The sequence below is a fragment of the Pseudomonas sp. S2_H10 genome (assembly GCF_054668285.1).
This window is the reverse complement of record NZ_CP162754.1, coordinates 4127219-4143606: the sequence shown is the minus strand read 5'-3', so window position 1 is coordinate 4143606 and position 16388 is coordinate 4127219. Positions and strand designations below refer to the sequence as shown.

17 protein-coding genes are annotated in these 16388 nt (G+C 63.5%); all 17 read left to right on the top strand.

Going from position 1 to position 16388, the window contains the following annotated elements; all coding sequences use genetic code 11:
• The first annotated feature begins 8 nt into the window (after nt 1-8).
• Genes AB4O16_RS18560 through AB4O16_RS18480 form a run of 17 tightly spaced genes read left to right on the top strand, consistent with a single transcriptional unit; the run spans nt 9 to nt 16352 of the window.
• A complete protein-coding gene (locus AB4O16_RS18560) occupies nt 9-263 on the top strand; it encodes an acyl carrier protein (RefSeq protein ID WP_007992314.1) in 255 nt (84 codons plus the stop codon).
• Entirely contained in the window at nt 260-805 is a 546-nt protein-coding gene (locus tag AB4O16_RS18555; protein ID WP_160390591.1) for a COG4648 family protein, read from the top strand. The genes AB4O16_RS18560 and AB4O16_RS18555 overlap by 4 nt, the downstream gene beginning before the upstream one ends.
• Complete coding sequence (locus AB4O16_RS18550) at nt 802-2481, top strand: AMP-binding protein (protein WP_460155507.1); 1680 nt, start codon at nt 802-804, stop codon at nt 2479-2481. The genes AB4O16_RS18555 and AB4O16_RS18550 overlap by 4 nt, the downstream gene beginning before the upstream one ends.
• Nucleotides 2474-3208: a glycosyltransferase family 2 protein gene (locus AB4O16_RS18545; RefSeq protein WP_460155506.1), complete on the top strand. Its 735-nt coding sequence runs from the start codon at nt 2474-2476 to the stop codon at nt 3206-3208. Before AB4O16_RS18550 ends, AB4O16_RS18545 begins: the two co-directional genes overlap by 8 nt.
• Nucleotides 3205-4149: an LpxL/LpxP family acyltransferase gene (locus AB4O16_RS18540; protein ID WP_160390594.1), complete on the top strand. Its 945-nt coding sequence runs from the start codon at nt 3205-3207 to the stop codon at nt 4147-4149. The genes AB4O16_RS18545 and AB4O16_RS18540 overlap by 4 nt, the downstream gene beginning before the upstream one ends.
• Nucleotides 4130-5674 (top strand): HAL/PAL/TAL family ammonia-lyase, encoded by a 1545-nt coding sequence (locus AB4O16_RS18535; protein ID WP_160390595.1) that lies wholly within the window; start codon nt 4130-4132, stop codon nt 5672-5674. The genes AB4O16_RS18540 and AB4O16_RS18535 overlap by 20 nt, the downstream gene beginning before the upstream one ends.
• Nucleotides 5667-6092, top strand: a complete 426-nt coding sequence (locus AB4O16_RS18530; RefSeq protein ID WP_160390596.1) for an acyl-CoA thioesterase — start codon at nt 5667-5669, stop codon at nt 6090-6092. The genes AB4O16_RS18535 and AB4O16_RS18530 overlap by 8 nt, the downstream gene beginning before the upstream one ends.
• Complete coding sequence (locus AB4O16_RS18525) at nt 6092-6784, top strand: outer membrane lipoprotein carrier protein LolA (protein WP_460158072.1); 693 nt, start codon at nt 6092-6094, stop codon at nt 6782-6784. Before AB4O16_RS18530 ends, AB4O16_RS18525 begins: the two co-directional genes overlap by 1 nt.
• Entirely contained in the window at nt 6768-9107 is a 2340-nt protein-coding gene (locus AB4O16_RS18520; RefSeq protein ID WP_460155505.1) for an MMPL family transporter, read from the top strand. The genes AB4O16_RS18525 and AB4O16_RS18520 overlap by 17 nt, the downstream gene beginning before the upstream one ends.
• Nucleotides 9104-10264 carry a sodium:proton antiporter gene (locus AB4O16_RS18515; protein ID WP_256678375.1) on the top strand — a complete coding sequence of 387 codons (1161 nt, stop codon included), beginning with the start codon at nt 9104-9106 and terminating at the stop codon, nt 10262-10264. Before AB4O16_RS18520 ends, AB4O16_RS18515 begins: the two co-directional genes overlap by 4 nt.
• Nucleotides 10251-11498, top strand: coding sequence for an NAD(P)/FAD-dependent oxidoreductase (locus tag AB4O16_RS18510; RefSeq protein WP_460155504.1), 1248 nt, complete (start codon nt 10251-10253; stop codon nt 11496-11498). Before AB4O16_RS18515 ends, AB4O16_RS18510 begins: the two co-directional genes overlap by 14 nt.
• A complete protein-coding gene (locus tag AB4O16_RS18505; RefSeq protein ID WP_160390600.1) occupies nt 11495-12220 on the top strand; it encodes a class I SAM-dependent methyltransferase in 726 nt (241 codons plus the stop codon). Before AB4O16_RS18510 ends, AB4O16_RS18505 begins: the two co-directional genes overlap by 4 nt.
• Nucleotides 12220-12750, top strand: a complete 531-nt coding sequence (locus tag AB4O16_RS18500; RefSeq protein ID WP_460155503.1) for a hypothetical protein — start codon at nt 12220-12222, stop codon at nt 12748-12750. Before AB4O16_RS18505 ends, AB4O16_RS18500 begins: the two co-directional genes overlap by 1 nt.
• Nucleotides 12747-13943 carry a beta-ketoacyl-[acyl-carrier-protein] synthase family protein gene (locus AB4O16_RS18495; RefSeq protein ID WP_460155502.1) on the top strand — a complete coding sequence of 399 codons (1197 nt, stop codon included), beginning with the start codon at nt 12747-12749 and terminating at the stop codon, nt 13941-13943. The genes AB4O16_RS18500 and AB4O16_RS18495 overlap by 4 nt, the downstream gene beginning before the upstream one ends.
• Complete coding sequence (locus AB4O16_RS18490) at nt 13940-14398, top strand: hotdog family protein (protein WP_160390603.1); 459 nt, start codon at nt 13940-13942, stop codon at nt 14396-14398. The genes AB4O16_RS18495 and AB4O16_RS18490 overlap by 4 nt, the downstream gene beginning before the upstream one ends.
• Nucleotides 14398-15126 carry a 3-oxoacyl-ACP reductase FabG gene (fabG, locus tag AB4O16_RS18485; protein ID WP_460155501.1) on the top strand — a complete coding sequence of 243 codons (729 nt, stop codon included), beginning with the start codon at nt 14398-14400 and terminating at the stop codon, nt 15124-15126. The genes AB4O16_RS18490 and fabG overlap by 1 nt, the downstream gene beginning before the upstream one ends.
• Nucleotides 15126-16352 (top strand): beta-ketoacyl-ACP synthase, encoded by a 1227-nt coding sequence (locus AB4O16_RS18480; protein WP_460155500.1) that lies wholly within the window; start codon nt 15126-15128, stop codon nt 16350-16352. The genes fabG and AB4O16_RS18480 overlap by 1 nt, the downstream gene beginning before the upstream one ends.
• Nucleotides 16353-16388: the final 36 nt, after the last annotated feature.

The window sequence follows — 16388 nt, the reverse complement described above, 5'->3', positions numbered from 1 at the left end:
ACCGGACCATGCAAACTCGTGACGACATTTTCAACACCCTGCGCGATGCCCTGGTCGAACTCTTCGAACTGGACCCCGAGCGTGTGAGCCTGGAATCCAACCTGTATCAGGACCTGGAAATCGACAGCATCGATGCCGTCGACCTGATTGACCACATCAAACGCCAGACCGGCAAGAAAATCGCCGCCGAAGAATTCAAATCGGTACGTACCGTCAGTGACGTGGTCGAGGCGGTCTACCGTCTGGTTCAACCGGCCGCATGAGTCGACTGATTGGCCTCGGCCTGCTGCTGGCGGGCCTTCTGTATCCCTTTGCGGTGTATTTCGGCATGGAGCATTTCGCCCCATGGCAGTTCGGCCTGCTGCTGGGCGGACTGTGGCTGGCCCGGGCGCTGACTGGCCAACGACGCCCCGGCAGCCTGTGGATGGCGGTGGCGGCCATGGTGTTCTGCCTGTTGCTGGCACTGTTCGACAGCCCGGCGCTGTTGCGCTGGTATCCGGTGTTGATCAGCGGCTTCATGCTGGTGCTGTTCGGATCGAGCCTGTTGTTCGGCCCCCCGATCGTTGAACGCCTGGCCCGGGTGCGCGAACCGCAATTGCCGGCCGAGGGCATTCGTTATACCCGTCAGGTGACCATCGCCTGGAGTGTGTTTTTTCTCTGCAACGGTTTGTGTGCCGCTGCCCTGACCGTCTGGGCGCCGCTGAGCTGGTGGACGCTGTACACCGGCCTGATTTCCTACGGATTGATAGGCCTGATGTTTGCCATTGAATGGCTGATACGACTAAGGGTACGAGGCCACCCATGAATTGGATAAAACTTGAGCACCTGCTGCTCAAGGCTCAGCCGGACCGCGCCGTAACCACCGCTCCGGCGCTGGATCACGCCCGGCTGTGCGAACAGGCGCTAAGGCTGGCTGCCGGCCTGAAAGCCCTGGGGGTACGGCAGATGGCCGTGCACCTGGAAGATGCCGCCGAACTGGCGGTCGCCTTGCTTGGCGCCTGGCGTGCCGGGGTCAGCGTGCTGCTGCCTTCGGACTTGCAGCCGCAGACTCGTCAACGCTGGTCGAATGACGTCGACCTGTGGCTGACTGATCAGCCCGGCGACACACACCTTGGCGGTTTCCAACAGCCGCCGCTCAATGCCGCGGCGCTGGACCTGGATCAGTGTCGTTTGAGCCTGTGCACATCCGGCTCCAGCGGCGAGCCCAAGCGTATCGAAAAAAACCTGCGGCAACTGGCCAATGAAGTCGAAGCGCTGGAACAGCTATGGGGCACTGATCTGGGCCCGGCATGCATCATTGGCAGCGTCGCCACCCAGCACATCTACGGCCTGCTGTTTCGCGTGCTGTGGCCGCTGTGCGCAGGGCGCCCGTTCGTACGTCGGCAACTGGCCTTCCCGGAGGATCTGCAACGCGCCAGCCGCGAACACCCGGCCTTCGCCTGGGTGGCCAGCCCGGCACTGCTCAAGCGCATGGGCGACAACCTCGACTGGCCTGCCTTGAGCGCCGTACGCCAGGTGTTTTCCTCCGGCGGCGCATTGCCGGTCGAGGCCGCACAGAGCCTGCATGAGCGTCTGGGGCAATGGCCAACGGAAATTTTCGGCAGCTCGGAAACCGGTGGCATCGCCTGGCGTCAGGGCGCCGGACTCTGGCAGCCCTTTGCCGATGTCACGCTGACCCAAGACAGCGATGGTGCGCTGCTGATCGCTTCGTCCTATTTGCCTGACGGTCATGTCGAACAGACTGCCGACTCAGCGCGCATCGCCGTCGATGGTCGCTTCGAATTGCTCGGGCGGCTGGACCGCATCGTCAAGCTGGAAGAAAAACGTATCTCGCTGCCGATGCTGGAACAGGCGCTGACGGCCCATGAATGGGTCAGCGAAGCACGTCTCGGCGTGGTCAAGGAAAACCGCGCTTCCCTGGGGGCGTTGCTGGTGCTGAGCGAAACCGGATTGCATGCGCTGCGCAATCTGGGCCGCCGCAGCCTCACCGAGCAATTGCGCCAACACCTGAGCCAACACTGCGAAGCCCTGGCCCTGCCAAGACGCTGGCGCCTGCTGCGACACCTGCCGCTGAACGCCCAGGGCAAACTGCCCCAGGCCGAGGTCGACGCCCTGTTGCTGGCGCCGCGTCCGAAAGCGCCTGAAGTACTGGAGCAAGTCGAAAGCGATGGCGAGTGGAGCCTGCAACTGGCCGTGCCACCGGACCTGGCCTATTTCAGCGGGCACTTTCCCAAGGCGCCGGTGTTGCCTGGCGTGGTGCAGGTGGACTGGGCGCTGGGCCTGGGCCGGCAACTGATGAACCTGCCGGAAAAATTCGCCGGCATGGAAGTCTTGAAGTTCCAGCAACTGGTGCGCCCGGGCGATGAGATCCAGCTGCACCTGCGCTTCGATGCGGTGCGCGGCAAATTGTATTTCGCCTATCGCAACGAAACCGCCACCTGCTCCAGCGGGCGGATCTTGCTGGAGGCGGCGCATGCATAACCCCTGCGCCATCGTCCCGGTGTATAACCACGAAGACGCCATCACCACGGTGGTCGACGCGCTGATCGGCAGCAACCTGCCATGCATCCTGGTCGACGATGCCAGCAGCCCGCGCTGCGCCCGGGTGCTCGATCGCCTGGCCCAACGTGACATGGTGTACCTGATCCGCCTGGCCGAAAACCAGGGCAAGGGTGGCGCGGTCATGACCGGCTTGCGCGAAGCTTCGCGCCTGGGCTTCAGTCATGCCTTGCAGGTGGACGCCGATGGCCAGCACGATCTGCAGGACGTCAAACGCTTCATCGAACACTCACGCCGCCACCCCGGGGCGGTGATCTGCGGTTATCCGCAATACGACGCCAGCGTGCCGAAAGGCCGTTTGTATGCGCGCTACCTGACCCACGTCATGGTCTGGATCAACACCCTGTCGTTGCAGATTCGCGACTCCATGTGCGGTTTCCGGATTTACCCCTTGTCACCGGTTCTGGCGTTGATCGAGTCCGCGAAAATCGGCAAGCGCATGGACTTCGATTCGGACATCCTGGTGCGCCTGGCCTGGCGTAATCAGCCGATGTTGTGGCTGCAAACCAAGGTCCATTACCCGCTGGACGGCGTTTCGCATTTTCGGATGTTCCACGACAACGTGCTGATTTCCAGCATGCACACGCGGCTGTTCTTCGGCATGTTGCTGCGCTCGCCCATGATCCTCTGGCGACGGTGGCGGGCATGAGCCGCACCGACAAGCAGCACTGGGCCGACCGTGAAGAACGGGGCAGTTTCTGGCTGATGAAGCTCACTGCGTTCGGCGCCAAAGTGCTCGGTCGTCGCGTACTGAGCCCGTTGCTGTACGGTATCGTCCTGTACTTTTTCCTGTTCGGCCGCAGCGCCCGACACAGTGCCTGGCAATACCAGCAACGCCTGGCCGACTGGAGCGGTCGCAGCGAACTGCGCCCCAGCCATTGGCGGGTGTTCAGCCAGTTCATGGCTTTCGCCGATTCCATGCTCGACAAACTCGACGTGTGGAACGGCAAGCTGAGCATCGAACAAATCGAAATCATCGACCCGGCGCTGCTGCGCGACCAGTTGCGCGGTGCCCGCGGGCAGATGCTGGTGGGCGCTCACCTGGGCAATCTGGAAGTCTGCCGCGCACTCGCGGAAATCGGTGAGAAGGTCACGATGAACGTGCTGGTGCACACCAAGCACGCCGAACAGTTCAACCGCTTGCTGGGCGAAGCCGGGGCGACCAACCTGCGCCTGGTCCAGGTCAGCGAACTCGACCCCGGGATCATGCTGCAACTGAGCGAGCGCCTGGAGCGCGGCGAGTGGCTGGCGATTGCCGGTGACCGCGTGCCGCTGCATGGCGGACGCTGCGCGACCGTGGACTTCCTCGGTCATCCGGCCAGGTTCCCCCAGGGCCCGTGGCTGCTGGCCGGCCTGCTGAAATGCCCGGTCAACCTGCTGCTGTGCCTGAAAAAGCCCGACGGCGACTATCGACTGACCATTGAGCCCTTCGCTGACGCCATCACCTGGAAGCGCAGCGACCGCGAACAGGTCATTCATCAGTGGGCCTCCCGCTACGCCGAACGCTTGGGTCACTATTGCCTCGAAGCACCCCGACAATGGTTCAACTTTTACCCTTTCTGGAAGACCGATGACGACGCCAACGCTTGAGCCGGTAACCTTCGGCGAACGCCCTTTGCGCATTGAAGACGTGCTGGCACTGGCCAACCGCAAGGTGCCGACGCAGTTGCAAAGCGATCCCGCCTACCGCGAGCGCATCGCCAAGGGCGCGCGTTTTCTCGACTCGCTGCTGGACAAGGAAGGCGTGATCTACGGCGTGACCACCGGTTACGGCGATTCCTGCGTAGTGGCTGTGCCGCTGCATCACGTCGAGGCGCTGCCCCGTCATCTGTACACCTTCCACGGCTGTGGCCTGGGCAAACTGCTCGACCCCCAGGCCACCCGCGCGGTGCTCGCGGCGCGTTTGCAGTCGCTGTGCCACGGCGTTTCCGGGGTGCGCGTTGAGCTGCTGGAGCGCCTGCAAGCGTTCCTCGAGCACGACATCCTGCCGCTGATCCCGGAGGAGGGTTCGGTGGGTGCCAGCGGGGACCTGACGCCGCTTTCGTACGTGGCCGCCACGCTGTCCGGCGAGCGCGAAGTGATGTTCCGCGGCGAGCGCCGGCAGGCTGCCGATGTACACCGCGAACTCGGTTGGCAGCCGCTGGTGTTGCGTCCGAAAGAAGCCCTGGCACTGATGAACGGCACCGCCGTGATGACCGGCCTGGCCTGCCTGGCCTATGCCCGCGCCGATTACCTGCTGCAACTGGCCACGCGCATCACCGCGCTGAACGTGGTCGCCCTGCAAGGCAACCCGGAGCACTTCGACGAGCGCCTGTTCGCCGCCAAGCCACACCCGGGGCAGATGCAGGTCGCCGCGTGGTTGCGCAAGGACCTGGCCATCGACGCCCCGACCGCGCCCTTGCATCGCCTGCAAGACCGCTATTCCCTGCGCTGCGCGCCCCATGTGCTGGGCGTGCTGGCCGACAGCCTGAACTGGCTGCGCTCGTTCATCGAGATCGAGCTCAACAGCGCCAACGACAACCCGATCATCGACGCCGAGGCCGAGCGCGTGCTGCACGGCGGGCACTTCTACGGCGGCCACATCGCGTTCGCCATGGACAGCCTGAAAAACCTCGTGGCCAATGTCGCCGACCTGCTCGACCGGCAACTCGCGCTGCTGGTGGATGAGCGCTATAACCATGGCTTGCCGAGCAATCTGTCCGGCGCCACGGCTGAGCGCGCCATGCTCAATCACGGCTTCAAGGCCGTGCAGATCGGCACCAGCGCCTGGACCGCCGAAGCGCTGAAGAACACCATGCCGGCCAGCGTTTTTTCACGCTCTACCGAATGCCACAACCAGGACAAAGTCAGCATGGGCACCATCGCCGCGCGAGATGCGATTCGCGTACTGGAGCTCACCGAACAAGTGGCGGCCGCCACCTTGCTGGCGGCCAATCAGGGTGTCTGGCTGCGCGGTCAGGCGGAAGATGCACGAGCATTGCCACCCGCACTGGCCGACATGCACGAAGCCTTGGCCAGGGACTTCCCGCCGGTCATCGAAGACCGCGCTCTGGAAGGCGAGTTGCGCCTGTGCCTGCAACGCATCGCCGAACAACACTGGAGGCTGCATGCGTAGCAAGGGATTCCTGCATACCGACACGGAAATCGTCGTCCCCTTCTTTGACGTCGACAGCATGCACGTGGTCTGGCACGGCCATTACGTCAAATACCTGGAAGTCGCCCGCTGTGCGCTGCTGGACAGGATCGGCCACAACTACACGGCGATGAACGAGTCAGGCTACGCGTGGCCGGTGATCGACCTGCAATTGCGCTACGTGCGCGGCGCGGTGTTCGGTCAAAAACTCAACGTGCGCGCCAACCTGGTGGAGTGGGAGAACCGCTTGAAGATCAACTACCTGATCAGCGATCTGCAAACCGGTGAACGCCTGACCCGGGCCATGACGGTACAGGTCGCCGTCGACCTCACCAGCCGCGAGATGCAACTGGCCTCGCCGAAGGTCTTCACCGACGCTGTCGAGAGGGCCCTGCCATGATGTCCCGTTCCCCTGTAGGAGCGGGCTTGCCCGCGATGGTCGTTAACGATGACACTGGGCACCTGACACCCCGCAGCGCCCTCAGGTTTTTCGCGAGCAAGCTCGCTCCTACAGTGTTTTGCGTGCTGCTGGGTATTCCAGGGCTGGCCAGCGCCTTCGATCTGCAACAGCTCAGCGATCAACTTGCCAAGCCCGAGGTGGTCCACGGCAACTTCACCCAGGAAAAACACCTGCGCGCCCTGCCCCAGCCGCTGACCAGCAAGGGCACGTTCGTGCTGGCGAAAAACCACGGCCTGTTGTGGCTGCTGAAGTCGCCGTTGCAACAGGACTACCGCATCACCGCCAAAGGCATTGCCCGGCGTGACGGCAGTGTCTGGCAAATGCTGCCGGGCAAAAGTGCCGGTGCCGAGCAGAACCGCTTGTTCCTCGCCGTGCTGCAAGGCGACAGCAGTGGCCTGCAACGGGATTTCGAGTTGTCCCTGAGCGGCGACGCACAGAACTGGAAGCTCACGCTGGTGCCGCGCTCGATGTTGCTCAAGCAGGTGTTCAACCAGATCAACATTACCGGCGCTGGACTGGTGCAGAGCATCGAACTGCTCGAAACCCAGGGTGACAGTACCTTGCTGCGCATGCAGGACAGCACCGACAGCCAACCGTTGAGCGACGCGGAGCAACATGACTTTGCCGAGTGAACGGTGGATGCCGCGCCTGTTTCTGCTCCTGCTGCTGGCAGTACTGGCGCTCGCGGGCTGGCAATGGCGTGATGGTGCACCACTGTCGGCCAACCTGATGGAACTGGTGCCCGGCACGGCCCCCGATGCCCTGGAACTGCGCGCCGAACAACGCATGCAAGAGCCGCTGAATCGCGAAATGCTGGTGCTGGTCGGCCACACCGATCGCCAGCAGGCCGTCGCCATGGCCCAGACACTCGGCGAGCAATGGCAAGCCAGCGGGCTGTTCGAAAAGGTCCAGTGGACCCTCCAAGCCGACTTGCCGGCGCTGCGCACGCAATTGCTGCAAGGTCGCCTGGCGATGCTCCAGGCGGCAGACCGGAAACTGCTGATCGAACACCCCGACACCTTCATCCAACAACGGGTGCAGGCCTTGTTCGACCCGTTCAACGGTTACAGCCTGGTGCCGAGCCAGGACGACTGGCTGGGCCTGACCGGGCGTATCCAGAACAGTCAGCCGCAACGCGGTTCGGTGCAACTGGACATCGGCAGCGGCGCCCTGATCGCCGACGCCGACGGCAAGAGCTGGGTGCTGCTGCGCGCGCGCACCACCGGCAACGCCTTCGACATGAACCTGCCGCTGCAAGTGGCCGACCTGCTCAAGCACAGCCGCGAAGAGACTGCCCGGCACGAGGTGCAACTGCTCGCTGCCAGCGGCTTGCTGTACGCAGCCAACGGGCAGCAGCAGGCCACCCGGGAAATGACTTGGGTCGGTGGTGGTGCCACCGTTGGCATTCTGTTGCTGCTGCTGTTGGCCTTCCGGCGCTGGCGTGTCTTGCTGGCGTTCGTGCCGGTACTGGTCGGGATGCTCTTCGGAGCGGTGGCCTGCGTGGCGTTGTTCGGCCATATGCACGTGATGACGCTGGTGCTGGGCTCGAGCCTGATCGGTGTCGCGGTCGACTACCCCCTGCACTACCTGTCCAAGAGCTGGAGCCTGAAACCCTGGCACAGCTGGCCGGCCCTGCGCCTGACCCTGCCCGGCCTGACCCTGAGCCTGATCACCAGCGCCATCGGTTATCTGGCCCTGGCCTGGACACCCTTCCCGGCGCTGACGCAGATTGCCGCGTTCTCTGCCGCCGGTTTGCTCGGTGCCTATCTGTCCGCCGTGTGCCTGCTGCCGGCCTTGCTCAAGGGTGTAGACCTGCGCCCGGCGCAATGGCCATTGCAGGTGTCCGAGTTTTTACTGGGCTGTCGTGACGCGCTGATCAAACAGGTGAAAACGCCGGTGCTGCTGGCACTGCTGATCGCCTTTTGCGTAGGTGGCCTGTTACAGCTCGATAGCAAAAACGACATCCGCCAGTGGATCAGCGCGCCACAACAATTGACCGACGAAGCCCAGGCCATTGCCCGCATCACCGGCTATCAACCCACCAGCCAGTTCTTCCTGATACGCGCTGCCAACCAGCAGCAACTACTCGAACGCCAGACAGCCCTGAGCGAGCGACTGGATCAATTGATCGGCCTGGAAAAGCTCCAGGGTTATCTGTCACTCAATCAGTTGGTCAGCTCGCCGAGCGAACAGCAGCAGGTGCGCGCAGCGTTGAACAAACTGCCATCTTTCTGGCAACCGTTGCTCGACATCGGCGTACCGGCCGAGGCGCTGCAAGCCGAGCTGACGAAGCTGCAGGCACTGCCGACCGTTGACATCGACGCAGCGCTCGGCGGCCCCTTGGCAGAGCCCTATCGGCCTCTGTGGCTGGGGCCGGCCGATGACGGCGTGGCGGCGATGGTCAGCCTGCAAGGCATCAACAACCCGTCCCTGCTGCGGCTCCAGGGTGAGGATTTGCCTGGCGTGACACTGGTCGATCGACTGGGCGAGTTGAACAACGTCTTCGCGGCCACCCAAATCAGTGCCGCCGAACTGAAACTCGCCTCTTGCGTGTTGATCGTGCTGGTGCTGATCCTGCCGTTCGGCCTCGGCGGCGCGTTGCGAATCGTGTTCCTGCCGCTGCTGGCGGCATTGTGCAGCCTGGCCAGCCTCGGCTGGCTGGGGCAGCCATTGACCCTGTTCAGCCTGTTCGGCCTGCTGCTGGTGACGGCGATCAGCGTCGATTACGCGATCCTGATGCGCGAACAGGTCGGCGGCGCGGCCGTGAGCCTGCTCGGCACCCTACTGGCGGCATTGACCACCTGGCTGTCGTTCGGCCTGCTGGCGGTGTCGAGCACCCCGGCGGTGAGCAACTTCGGGCTGTCGGTGAGCCTGGGCCTGATCTTCAGCTTCCTGCTCGCGCCGTGGGCCGGTCGCCAGGTGCACGAGCCTGCGGCCGTGGAGCGGGCAGCATGATGGTCGTTCTGTTCTGGGCGATGGCGCTGGCGTTGTTCGCCGTGGCAACCCGCGCCGGCCGGCATTTCGGCCTGATTCCCATTGTCAGCCAGCTGTTGCTGGCGACCCTCGGCTTGCCGCTGTTGATGTATTTCTGGATCGAGCCGCAATGGCAATTGAGCGGTGCGTTGCTGGTGTCGCCGGGCTGGCTGAAGAACCTCTACAGCCTGAGCTTTGCCCTGTTGCTGGGCTACATCCTCAGCGATGTGATCGACCTGCAACTGGATCGCCAGAGCCTGAAAATCGCCCTGCCCAGCTTCTGCATTCCGTTTGCCTGCGGCCTCGCTACGGCCGTCTGCTTGTTGCCGGCGCAACCGTGGATCAGCTCGCTGGCCGTCGGCCTGTTGTTTGCCATCACCGCAATTCCGGTGTTGTACCTGTACCTGCGGCACATCGATTACCCACCCGCCGCCACCCGGCGCCTGGTGCAAACCGCGATCCTCATCGACCTCGCCTGCTGGACCCTGTTCGGCATCGCCCAGGGCAGCCTGCACCTGAGCAGCCTGTTGCTGCCGTTGGCCGGCGCCTGCCTGCCGGTGCTGCTGCGCCTGCTCGGTCTGCGCCAGACGTGGCTGTACAGCCTGGGCTTTTTCGCCCTGCTGGTGGTCGCCGAGCACTACAAGCTCAATGCGCTGATTTTCGGCATCGGTTATGTGTTGATCATGGCCGCGTTGAAAGCTCCACTGGTGCTGCCGTTGCCGGCCATCTGGATGAGCCGCTTGCAGACGTACATCGCCATCCCGCTGATCCTCACGTTCGGCATCGTGCAGATCAACGTACACAGCGCGATCGACAGCCTCGGCTGGGTGCAATTGGCGGCCCTGCTGCTGTTGCCGATGCTGAGCAAACTGCTGGGCAACTGGCTCGGCCTCGGCTGGGCCGGTGCCTCGTTCACTGGCGCCAGCCGCTGGCGGGAAAGCGTGCTGCTGAACATCCGCGGCTTGAGCGAGATCGTTTTTCTCAACCTGCTGCTGCAACAGCAACTGATCAGCCCGCCGCTGTACTTTGCGCTGATGCTGATGGGCCTGATTGCAACACTGCTGCCGGCCCTGGCCGGCATGCACCGAATCCCCGTGAAAACCGCTGCCCAGGCAAGGAGCCCACATGCCAACCGTTGAAATGGAATCTCGCCAGGTCGTGGTCATCGGCGCCGGTCCTTCCGGTGCCATCGCCGCCGCGTTGCTCAAGCGCAAGGGGCACGACGTACTGGTGATCGAGCGCCAGCACTTTCCACGCTTTTCCATTGGTGAAAGCCTGTTGGCCCACTGCCTGGATTTCGTCGAAGAAGCGGGCATGCTCGACGCCGTCAACGCAGCCGGCTTCCAGCTGAAAACCGGTGCCGCGTTTGCCTGGGGCGAGCGCTACAGCGCCTTCGATTTCGGTGAAACGTTCAGCCACGGCAAATCGACGACCTTTCAAGTCCAGCGCGCCGATTTCGATAAGCTGCTGGCCGATCAGGCCACGCTGCAAGGCGTGGAGATCCGCTATGGCGAAACCATCGTCAGTGTCGACATCGAACCTGGAAAACCGCAGCTCGGCGTGCGCCGCGAAGACGGTAGCGAGTACCGCATCGAGGCCGGTTTCCTCCTTGATGCCAGTGGCTACGGCCGCGTACTGCCACGCTTGCTCGACCTCGAGGCACCGTCGAACTTCCCGGTGCGTCAGGCCGTGTTCACTCACGTCGAAGACCGTATCGACTACCCGGGTTTCGATCGCAGCAAGATCCTCGTGACCACTCATCCGACTCAGCGCGACGTGTGGTTCTGGACCATCCCGTTCAGCAACGGGCGCTGCTCGGTCGGCGTGGTCGCCGCCGAGGAGCGTTTCGCCGGCCGCAGCGACAATCTGGACGAGTGCCTGCGCGGCTTCATCGCCGAGACGCCCAGCCTGGCCAGGGTGTTGCAAAATGCGCAGTGGGACACCGAGGCCCGGACCATCGGCGGTTACTCGGCCAACGTGAAAACCCTGCACGGTCCGGGCTTCGCGCTGCTGGGCAATGCCGCGGAATTCCTCGACCCGGTGTTCTCCTCGGGCGTGACCATTGCCATGCGCTCGGCGAGCATGGCCGCCGGTGTGCTGCACCGTCAGTTGCAGGGCGAAGCCGTCGACTGGCAAACCGAGTTCGCCGAACCGCTCAAGCGCGGCGTCGACACCTTCCGTTGCTACGTCGAAGGCTGGTACGCCGGGACCTTCCAGGACGTGATCTTCCATGAGGGCAGCTCGAAGGAGATCCGTGGAATGATCAGCTCCATCCTTGCCGGATACGCCTGGGACCCAAGCAACCCGTTCGTCAGCGAAGCCCGGCGTCGGTTGAAAGTAATATCGGAATTCTGCGCAAGGGATGCGTCATGAACGACTTGAGCGACCACTACGTCGAAGAAACCCGTTTCGGCTTGTGGTTCCTGCGCAGCCGGATCTGGCAACACTATGTGCTGCGGCTGGCAATCGACGATTTGGCTAGCCTGTTCAGCGAAGCGCTGCCTGTCAGCCCGGTGCTGCTGGATGCCGGTTGCGGCCAGGGCAAGTCATTCGCGCTGCTGCGCCAGGCCTTTGCGCCCGGTCGCCTGATCGGCATCGATGCCGACCCGCAGAGCCTGGCCGTGAGCGCTGAAGAGGCGGCCCGCCAAGGCATGGAAGTGGAGCTGATCGGTAGCGACTGCGCCAGTATCAAGCTGCCGGACGCCAGCATCGACCTGCTGTTCTGTCACCAGACCTTCCATCACCTGGTGGAGCAGGAACAGACACTGGCCGAGTTCTACCGCGTGCTCAAGCCCGGCGGTTATCTGCTGTTCGCCGAATCCACCGAGGCTTACATTGATACCTGGGTGATCCGCTGGTTGTTCCGTCACCCCATGCACGTGCAGAAAAGCGCTGCGCAGTACCTGCAAATGATTCGCCGGCAGGGTTTCGAATTTACCGCGAAAAACGTGTCTTATCCGTACCTGTGGTGGAGTCGCGCCAAGGATTTCGGCCTGCTCGAACGCTTGGGTGTGTGCAAGCCAAAACCCTTTGGCCAGCGGGAAGAAACCCTGGTCAATGTGGTGGCGCGCAAACCTTTTGAAGGAACTGTGTGATGTTTATTCCCAGTCGCTCGAAGCACCATACCTGTAGGAGCGACGGTGCTCTGCGATTTCTCCTGCTCACTGCAACCCTGCTGCTGAGCGCCTGCGCCGGCCGGGCGCCGTTGCCCGAGAAATCCCCTGATCTGCCGCTGCCGCTGCAACTGCACATCCAGCTCTTGCAGCCCGACGACCGTCTGGACTGGGTGCTGGTGGTGCAGCGTGAAGAGACGGCTATTCGCTGGTCGATGATGGACCTGCTGGGCATTCCCAAGGCCCGCCAGAAACTGATCGATAAAACCTGGGAGTCCGATGGCTTTCTGCCGCCCAATCCGCAAGCCCGCGAACTGTTCGCGGCGCTGCTGTTTGCCCTGACGCCGCAAGATGAACTGGCGGCCAACTATCCCGGTGCCTGGCAGCACGGCAATCAACGATCCCTGCCCGAGCGCTGGGACATTCGCTATGCACAACCGCAGAACTTTGAATTGAAGATTGCAAAAGGTCCGACCTACCAAGTCACGCCCCTGAGCGGTGAAACGCCATGACGGCTTACCTCAATGCCCTCGGATTGGTCTGCGCGTTGGGCCGCGACAAGCAGGAGGTTGCCCGCAACCTGTTTGCCGGCGACTGTGGCGGCATGCGCGAACAGGCCGGGTGGGTGGCGCAACGCTCGCTGCCGGTCGGCGCGGTCCAGGGCCAACTGCCGACCCTTGCGGCCGAGATGTCGCGCCATCACAGTCGCAACAATCAGTTGTTGCTGGCAGCCACGCTGCAAATCCGCCCGGACATCGACAGCGCGATCCAGGCCTACGGCCGCGATCGCATCGGTGTCGTGCTGGGCACCAGCACCTCGGGCATCGACGAAGCCAGCCAGGGCCTGGCGCATTACCTGCGCGAAAAGCAGTTCCCGCCTGAGTACGATTATCAGCAACAGGAACTCGGTGCACCGGCAAATTTCCTCGCCGAGTGGCTGCAATTGAGCGGGCCGGCCTACGTCATTTCCACGGCTTGCACCTCCAGCGCCCGGGCCTTGATGAGCGCCCAGCGCCTGTTGGACCTGGGCATCTGCGACGCGGTGCTGTGCGGCGGTGTCGACACCTTGTGCAAGCTGACCCTCAACGGTTTTTCGGCGCTGGAGGCGGTCTCGGAACAACGCTGCAATCCGTTTTCGGTGAACCGCAACGGCATCAACATTGGCGAAGCCGCGGTGCTGTTCCTGATGACCAGAGATGCCGGCGACAGCCAGCCGATTGCCTTGCTCGGCAGTGGCGCCAGCTCCGATGCGCATCATATTTCCGCCCCGGAGCCGAGCGGCCGTGGCGCCCTGCAGGCCATGCGCAAAGCCTTGGGCCGCGCCAACCTGGAGCCGGAGCAGATCGCCTATCTGAACCTGCACGGCACCGCCACCCAGCACAACGACGCCATGGAAAGCCAGGCCGTGGCGACGCTGTTCCCGGCCGGCGTGCCCTGTTCGTCGAGCAAACCCATGACCGGCCACACCCTCGGTGCAGCCGGCGCGCTGGAAGCGGCGTTCTGCTGGTTGAGCCTGAGCCCGGACAATCGAGAGCATGCCCTGCCGCCGCACGTCTGGGACGGACAGCCCGATCCCGAACTGCCGCCGCTGCAATGGGTGACCCCGGCCACGCGCCTGACGTCCATTGCACCGCGCTTCCTGATGAGCAATTCCTTTGCCTTCGGTGGCAACAACGTCAGCCTGATTATCGGAGACGCCCCATGATTGACTGGCCGCTCGCCGAACTGCTGCCCCACGCCGGCGACATGATCCTTATCGATCAGATCCTGGCGTTCGATGAAGAGCAGATTCACACCCGCCTGACCGTCAAGCCCGATGGCCTGTTCAATCTCCCCGACGGCAGCCTGCCGGCCTGGGTCGGCATCGAGCTGATGGCCCAGAGCGTGGCCGCCTTCGCCGGCTGCCATGCGCGTCAGCGCGGCGATGCGGTGGAACTGGGCTTCCTGCTCGGCAGCCGAAAGTACGAATGCAACGTTGAAAGCTTCCCGGCCGGCACCGAGCTGACCATCCACGGCATTCGCTCCCTGGAAGACGACAACGGCATGGGCGTGTTCGAATGCCACATCAACGCCCCCGGCATTCACGTCAGCGCTCGGCTGAACGTGTACCGTCCACCCCAGGCCGCTCAATATCTGCATGAACCCGAAGGAGTCCAGTGATGACTGAATCCGTACTGGTCACCGGTTCCAGCCGTGGCATCGGCCGCGCCATCGCCTTGCGCCTGGCCCAGGCCGGGCACGACATCGTGTTGCATTGCCGCAGCGGCCTGGCGGACGCCGGAGCCGTCAAGGCCGAAGTCGAGGCCTTGGGCCGTCGTGCGCGCATCCTGCAGTTCGACGTGTCCGACCGCGCCCGCTGCAAGGAAATTCTCGAAGCCGACGTGGAAACCCACGGCGCCTATTACGGCGTGGTGCTCAATGCCGGGCTGACCCGCGACGGTGCTTTCCCGGCCCTGAGCGAAGACGATTGGGATGTGGTGATGCGCACCAACCTCGACGGTTTCTACAACGTGCTGCACCCGGTGATGATGCCGATGATCAGGCGCCGCGCCGCCGGGCGGATTGTTTGCATCACTTCGGTGTCGGGGCTGATCGGCAACCGTGGCCAGGTCAACTACAGCGCCTCCAAGGCCGGTTTGATCGGCGCGGCCAAGGCATTGGCGATCGAGCTCGGCAAGCGCAAAATCACCGTTAACTGTGTTGCACCCGGCCTGATCGACACAGCCATGCTCGACGAAAACGTGCCGGTGGAAGAACTGATGAAAATGATCCCCGCACAACGCATGGGCACCCCTGAAGAGGTGGCCGGCGCAGTGAATTTCCTGATGTCGGCGGAAGCCTCGTACATCACCCGGCAGGTTCTGGCCGTCAACGGAGGCCTGTGCTGATGAAGCGCGTCGTCGTCACCGGCATGGCCGGCATCACCTCGCTGGGCAGCGATTGGGAGACCATCGCCGGCAACTTCGCGGCCAACCGCAGCGGCATCCGCCGGATGGACGAGTGGGACCGCTTTACCGAGCTCAACACACGCCTGGCTGGCCCCATCGATGACTTCAAGGTGCCGAGCCACTGGACCCGCAAGCAACTGCGCAGCATGGGTCGGGTTTCGCGGCTTGCTGTGGGCGCAGCGGAAATGGCACTGGCCGACGCCGGCCTGTTGGGCGACGAGTCGATCAAGGACGGGCGCATGGGCGTCGCCTGCGGCTCCTCCACCGGCAGCACCGACGAGATCAAGGCGTTCGGAAACATGCTGCTCAACTCGGTGGCCGAAGGCCTGAACGCCAACTCCTACGTGCGCATGATGCCGCACACCACCGCAGCCAATATCAGCATCTTCTTCGGCCTCACCGGCCGCCTGATCCCGACCTCCAGCGCCTGCACCAGCGGCAGCCAGGGCATCGGCTATGCCTACGAAGCCATCAAGTTCGGCCGCCTGCCGCTGATGCTCGCCGGCGGCGCCGAAGAACTGTGCCCGACCGAAGCCATGGTCTTCGACGCGCTCTACGCCACCAGCCTGAAAAACGACACCCCACAACGCAGCCCGCGCCCTTACGACAGCGCACGCGATGGCCTGGTGATCGGCGAAGGCGGCGGCATGCTGGTGCTCGAAGAACTGGAACACGCCCTGGCCCGTGGCGCCCACATCCATGCCGAAATCGTCGGTTTCGGCAGCAACGCCGACGGCCAGCACACCACCCGTCCCGAACAAGTCACCATGCGCCGGGCCATGGAACTGGCCCTGGAAGACGCCGGGCTGAAACCGTCGGACATCGGCTACGTCAACGGCCACGGCACCGCCACCGAACAGGGCGACATCGCCGAAACCCTGGCCACCAGCAGCCTGTTCGGCGAACACATGCCGATCAGCTCGCAAAAAAGCTTCCTCGGCCACACCCTCGGCGCCTGCGGTGCGCTGGAGTCCTGGTTCAGCATCGAAATGATGAACAGCGACCTCTACGCCCACACCTTCAACCTCGACGAAGTCGACCCGCACTGCGGCAAACTCGACTACCTGCGCGGCGAGTTTCGGCAGATGAGCAATCGGTATGTGATGAACAATAATTTTGCATTTGGCGGGGTGAATACTTCGCTGATTTTTAAGCGCTGGTCGTAAGGCCAGAAACGACAAAGGGCGCCTTTCGGCGCCCCT

What these genes read in the sequence shown, in the direction of transcription:
- AB4O16_RS18505 (WP_160390600.1), top strand. Translation starts at nt 11,495, where the DNA reads ATGAACGACTTGAGCGACCACTACGTCGAAGAAACCCGTTTCGGCTTG.
- AB4O16_RS18490 (WP_160390603.1), top strand. Translation starts at nt 13,940, where the DNA reads ATGATTGACTGGCCGCTCGCCGAACTGCTGCCCCACGCCGGCGACATG.
- AB4O16_RS18550 (WP_460155507.1), top strand. Translation starts at nt 802, where the DNA reads ATGAATTGGATAAAACTTGAGCACCTGCTGCTCAAGGCTCAGCCGGAC.
- AB4O16_RS18545 (WP_460155506.1), top strand. Translation starts at nt 2,474, where the DNA reads ATGCATAACCCCTGCGCCATCGTCCCGGTGTATAACCACGAAGACGCC.
- AB4O16_RS18510 (WP_460155504.1), top strand. Translation starts at nt 10,251, where the DNA reads ATGCCAACCGTTGAAATGGAATCTCGCCAGGTCGTGGTCATCGGCGCC.
- AB4O16_RS18495 (WP_460155502.1), top strand. Translation starts at nt 12,747, where the DNA reads ATGACGGCTTACCTCAATGCCCTCGGATTGGTCTGCGCGTTGGGCCGC.
- AB4O16_RS18535 (WP_160390595.1), top strand. Translation starts at nt 4,130, where the DNA reads ATGACGACGCCAACGCTTGAGCCGGTAACCTTCGGCGAACGCCCTTTG.
- fabG (WP_460155501.1), top strand. Translation starts at nt 14,398, where the DNA reads ATGACTGAATCCGTACTGGTCACCGGTTCCAGCCGTGGCATCGGCCGC.
- AB4O16_RS18555 (WP_160390591.1), top strand. Translation starts at nt 260, where the DNA reads ATGAGTCGACTGATTGGCCTCGGCCTGCTGCTGGCGGGCCTTCTGTAT.
- AB4O16_RS18560 (WP_007992314.1), top strand. Translation starts at nt 9, where the DNA reads ATGCAAACTCGTGACGACATTTTCAACACCCTGCGCGATGCCCTGGTC.
- AB4O16_RS18540 (WP_160390594.1), top strand. Translation starts at nt 3,205, where the DNA reads ATGAGCCGCACCGACAAGCAGCACTGGGCCGACCGTGAAGAACGGGGC.
- AB4O16_RS18520 (WP_460155505.1), top strand. Translation starts at nt 6,768, where the DNA reads ATGACTTTGCCGAGTGAACGGTGGATGCCGCGCCTGTTTCTGCTCCTG.
- AB4O16_RS18480 (WP_460155500.1), top strand. Translation starts at nt 15,126, where the DNA reads ATGAAGCGCGTCGTCGTCACCGGCATGGCCGGCATCACCTCGCTGGGC.
- AB4O16_RS18525 (WP_460158072.1), top strand. Translation starts at nt 6,092, where the DNA reads ATGTCCCGTTCCCCTGTAGGAGCGGGCTTGCCCGCGATGGTCGTTAAC.
- AB4O16_RS18500 (WP_460155503.1), top strand. Translation starts at nt 12,220, where the DNA reads ATGTTTATTCCCAGTCGCTCGAAGCACCATACCTGTAGGAGCGACGGT.
- AB4O16_RS18515 (WP_256678375.1), top strand. Translation starts at nt 9,104, where the DNA reads ATGATGGTCGTTCTGTTCTGGGCGATGGCGCTGGCGTTGTTCGCCGTG.
- AB4O16_RS18530 (WP_160390596.1), top strand. Translation starts at nt 5,667, where the DNA reads ATGCGTAGCAAGGGATTCCTGCATACCGACACGGAAATCGTCGTCCCC.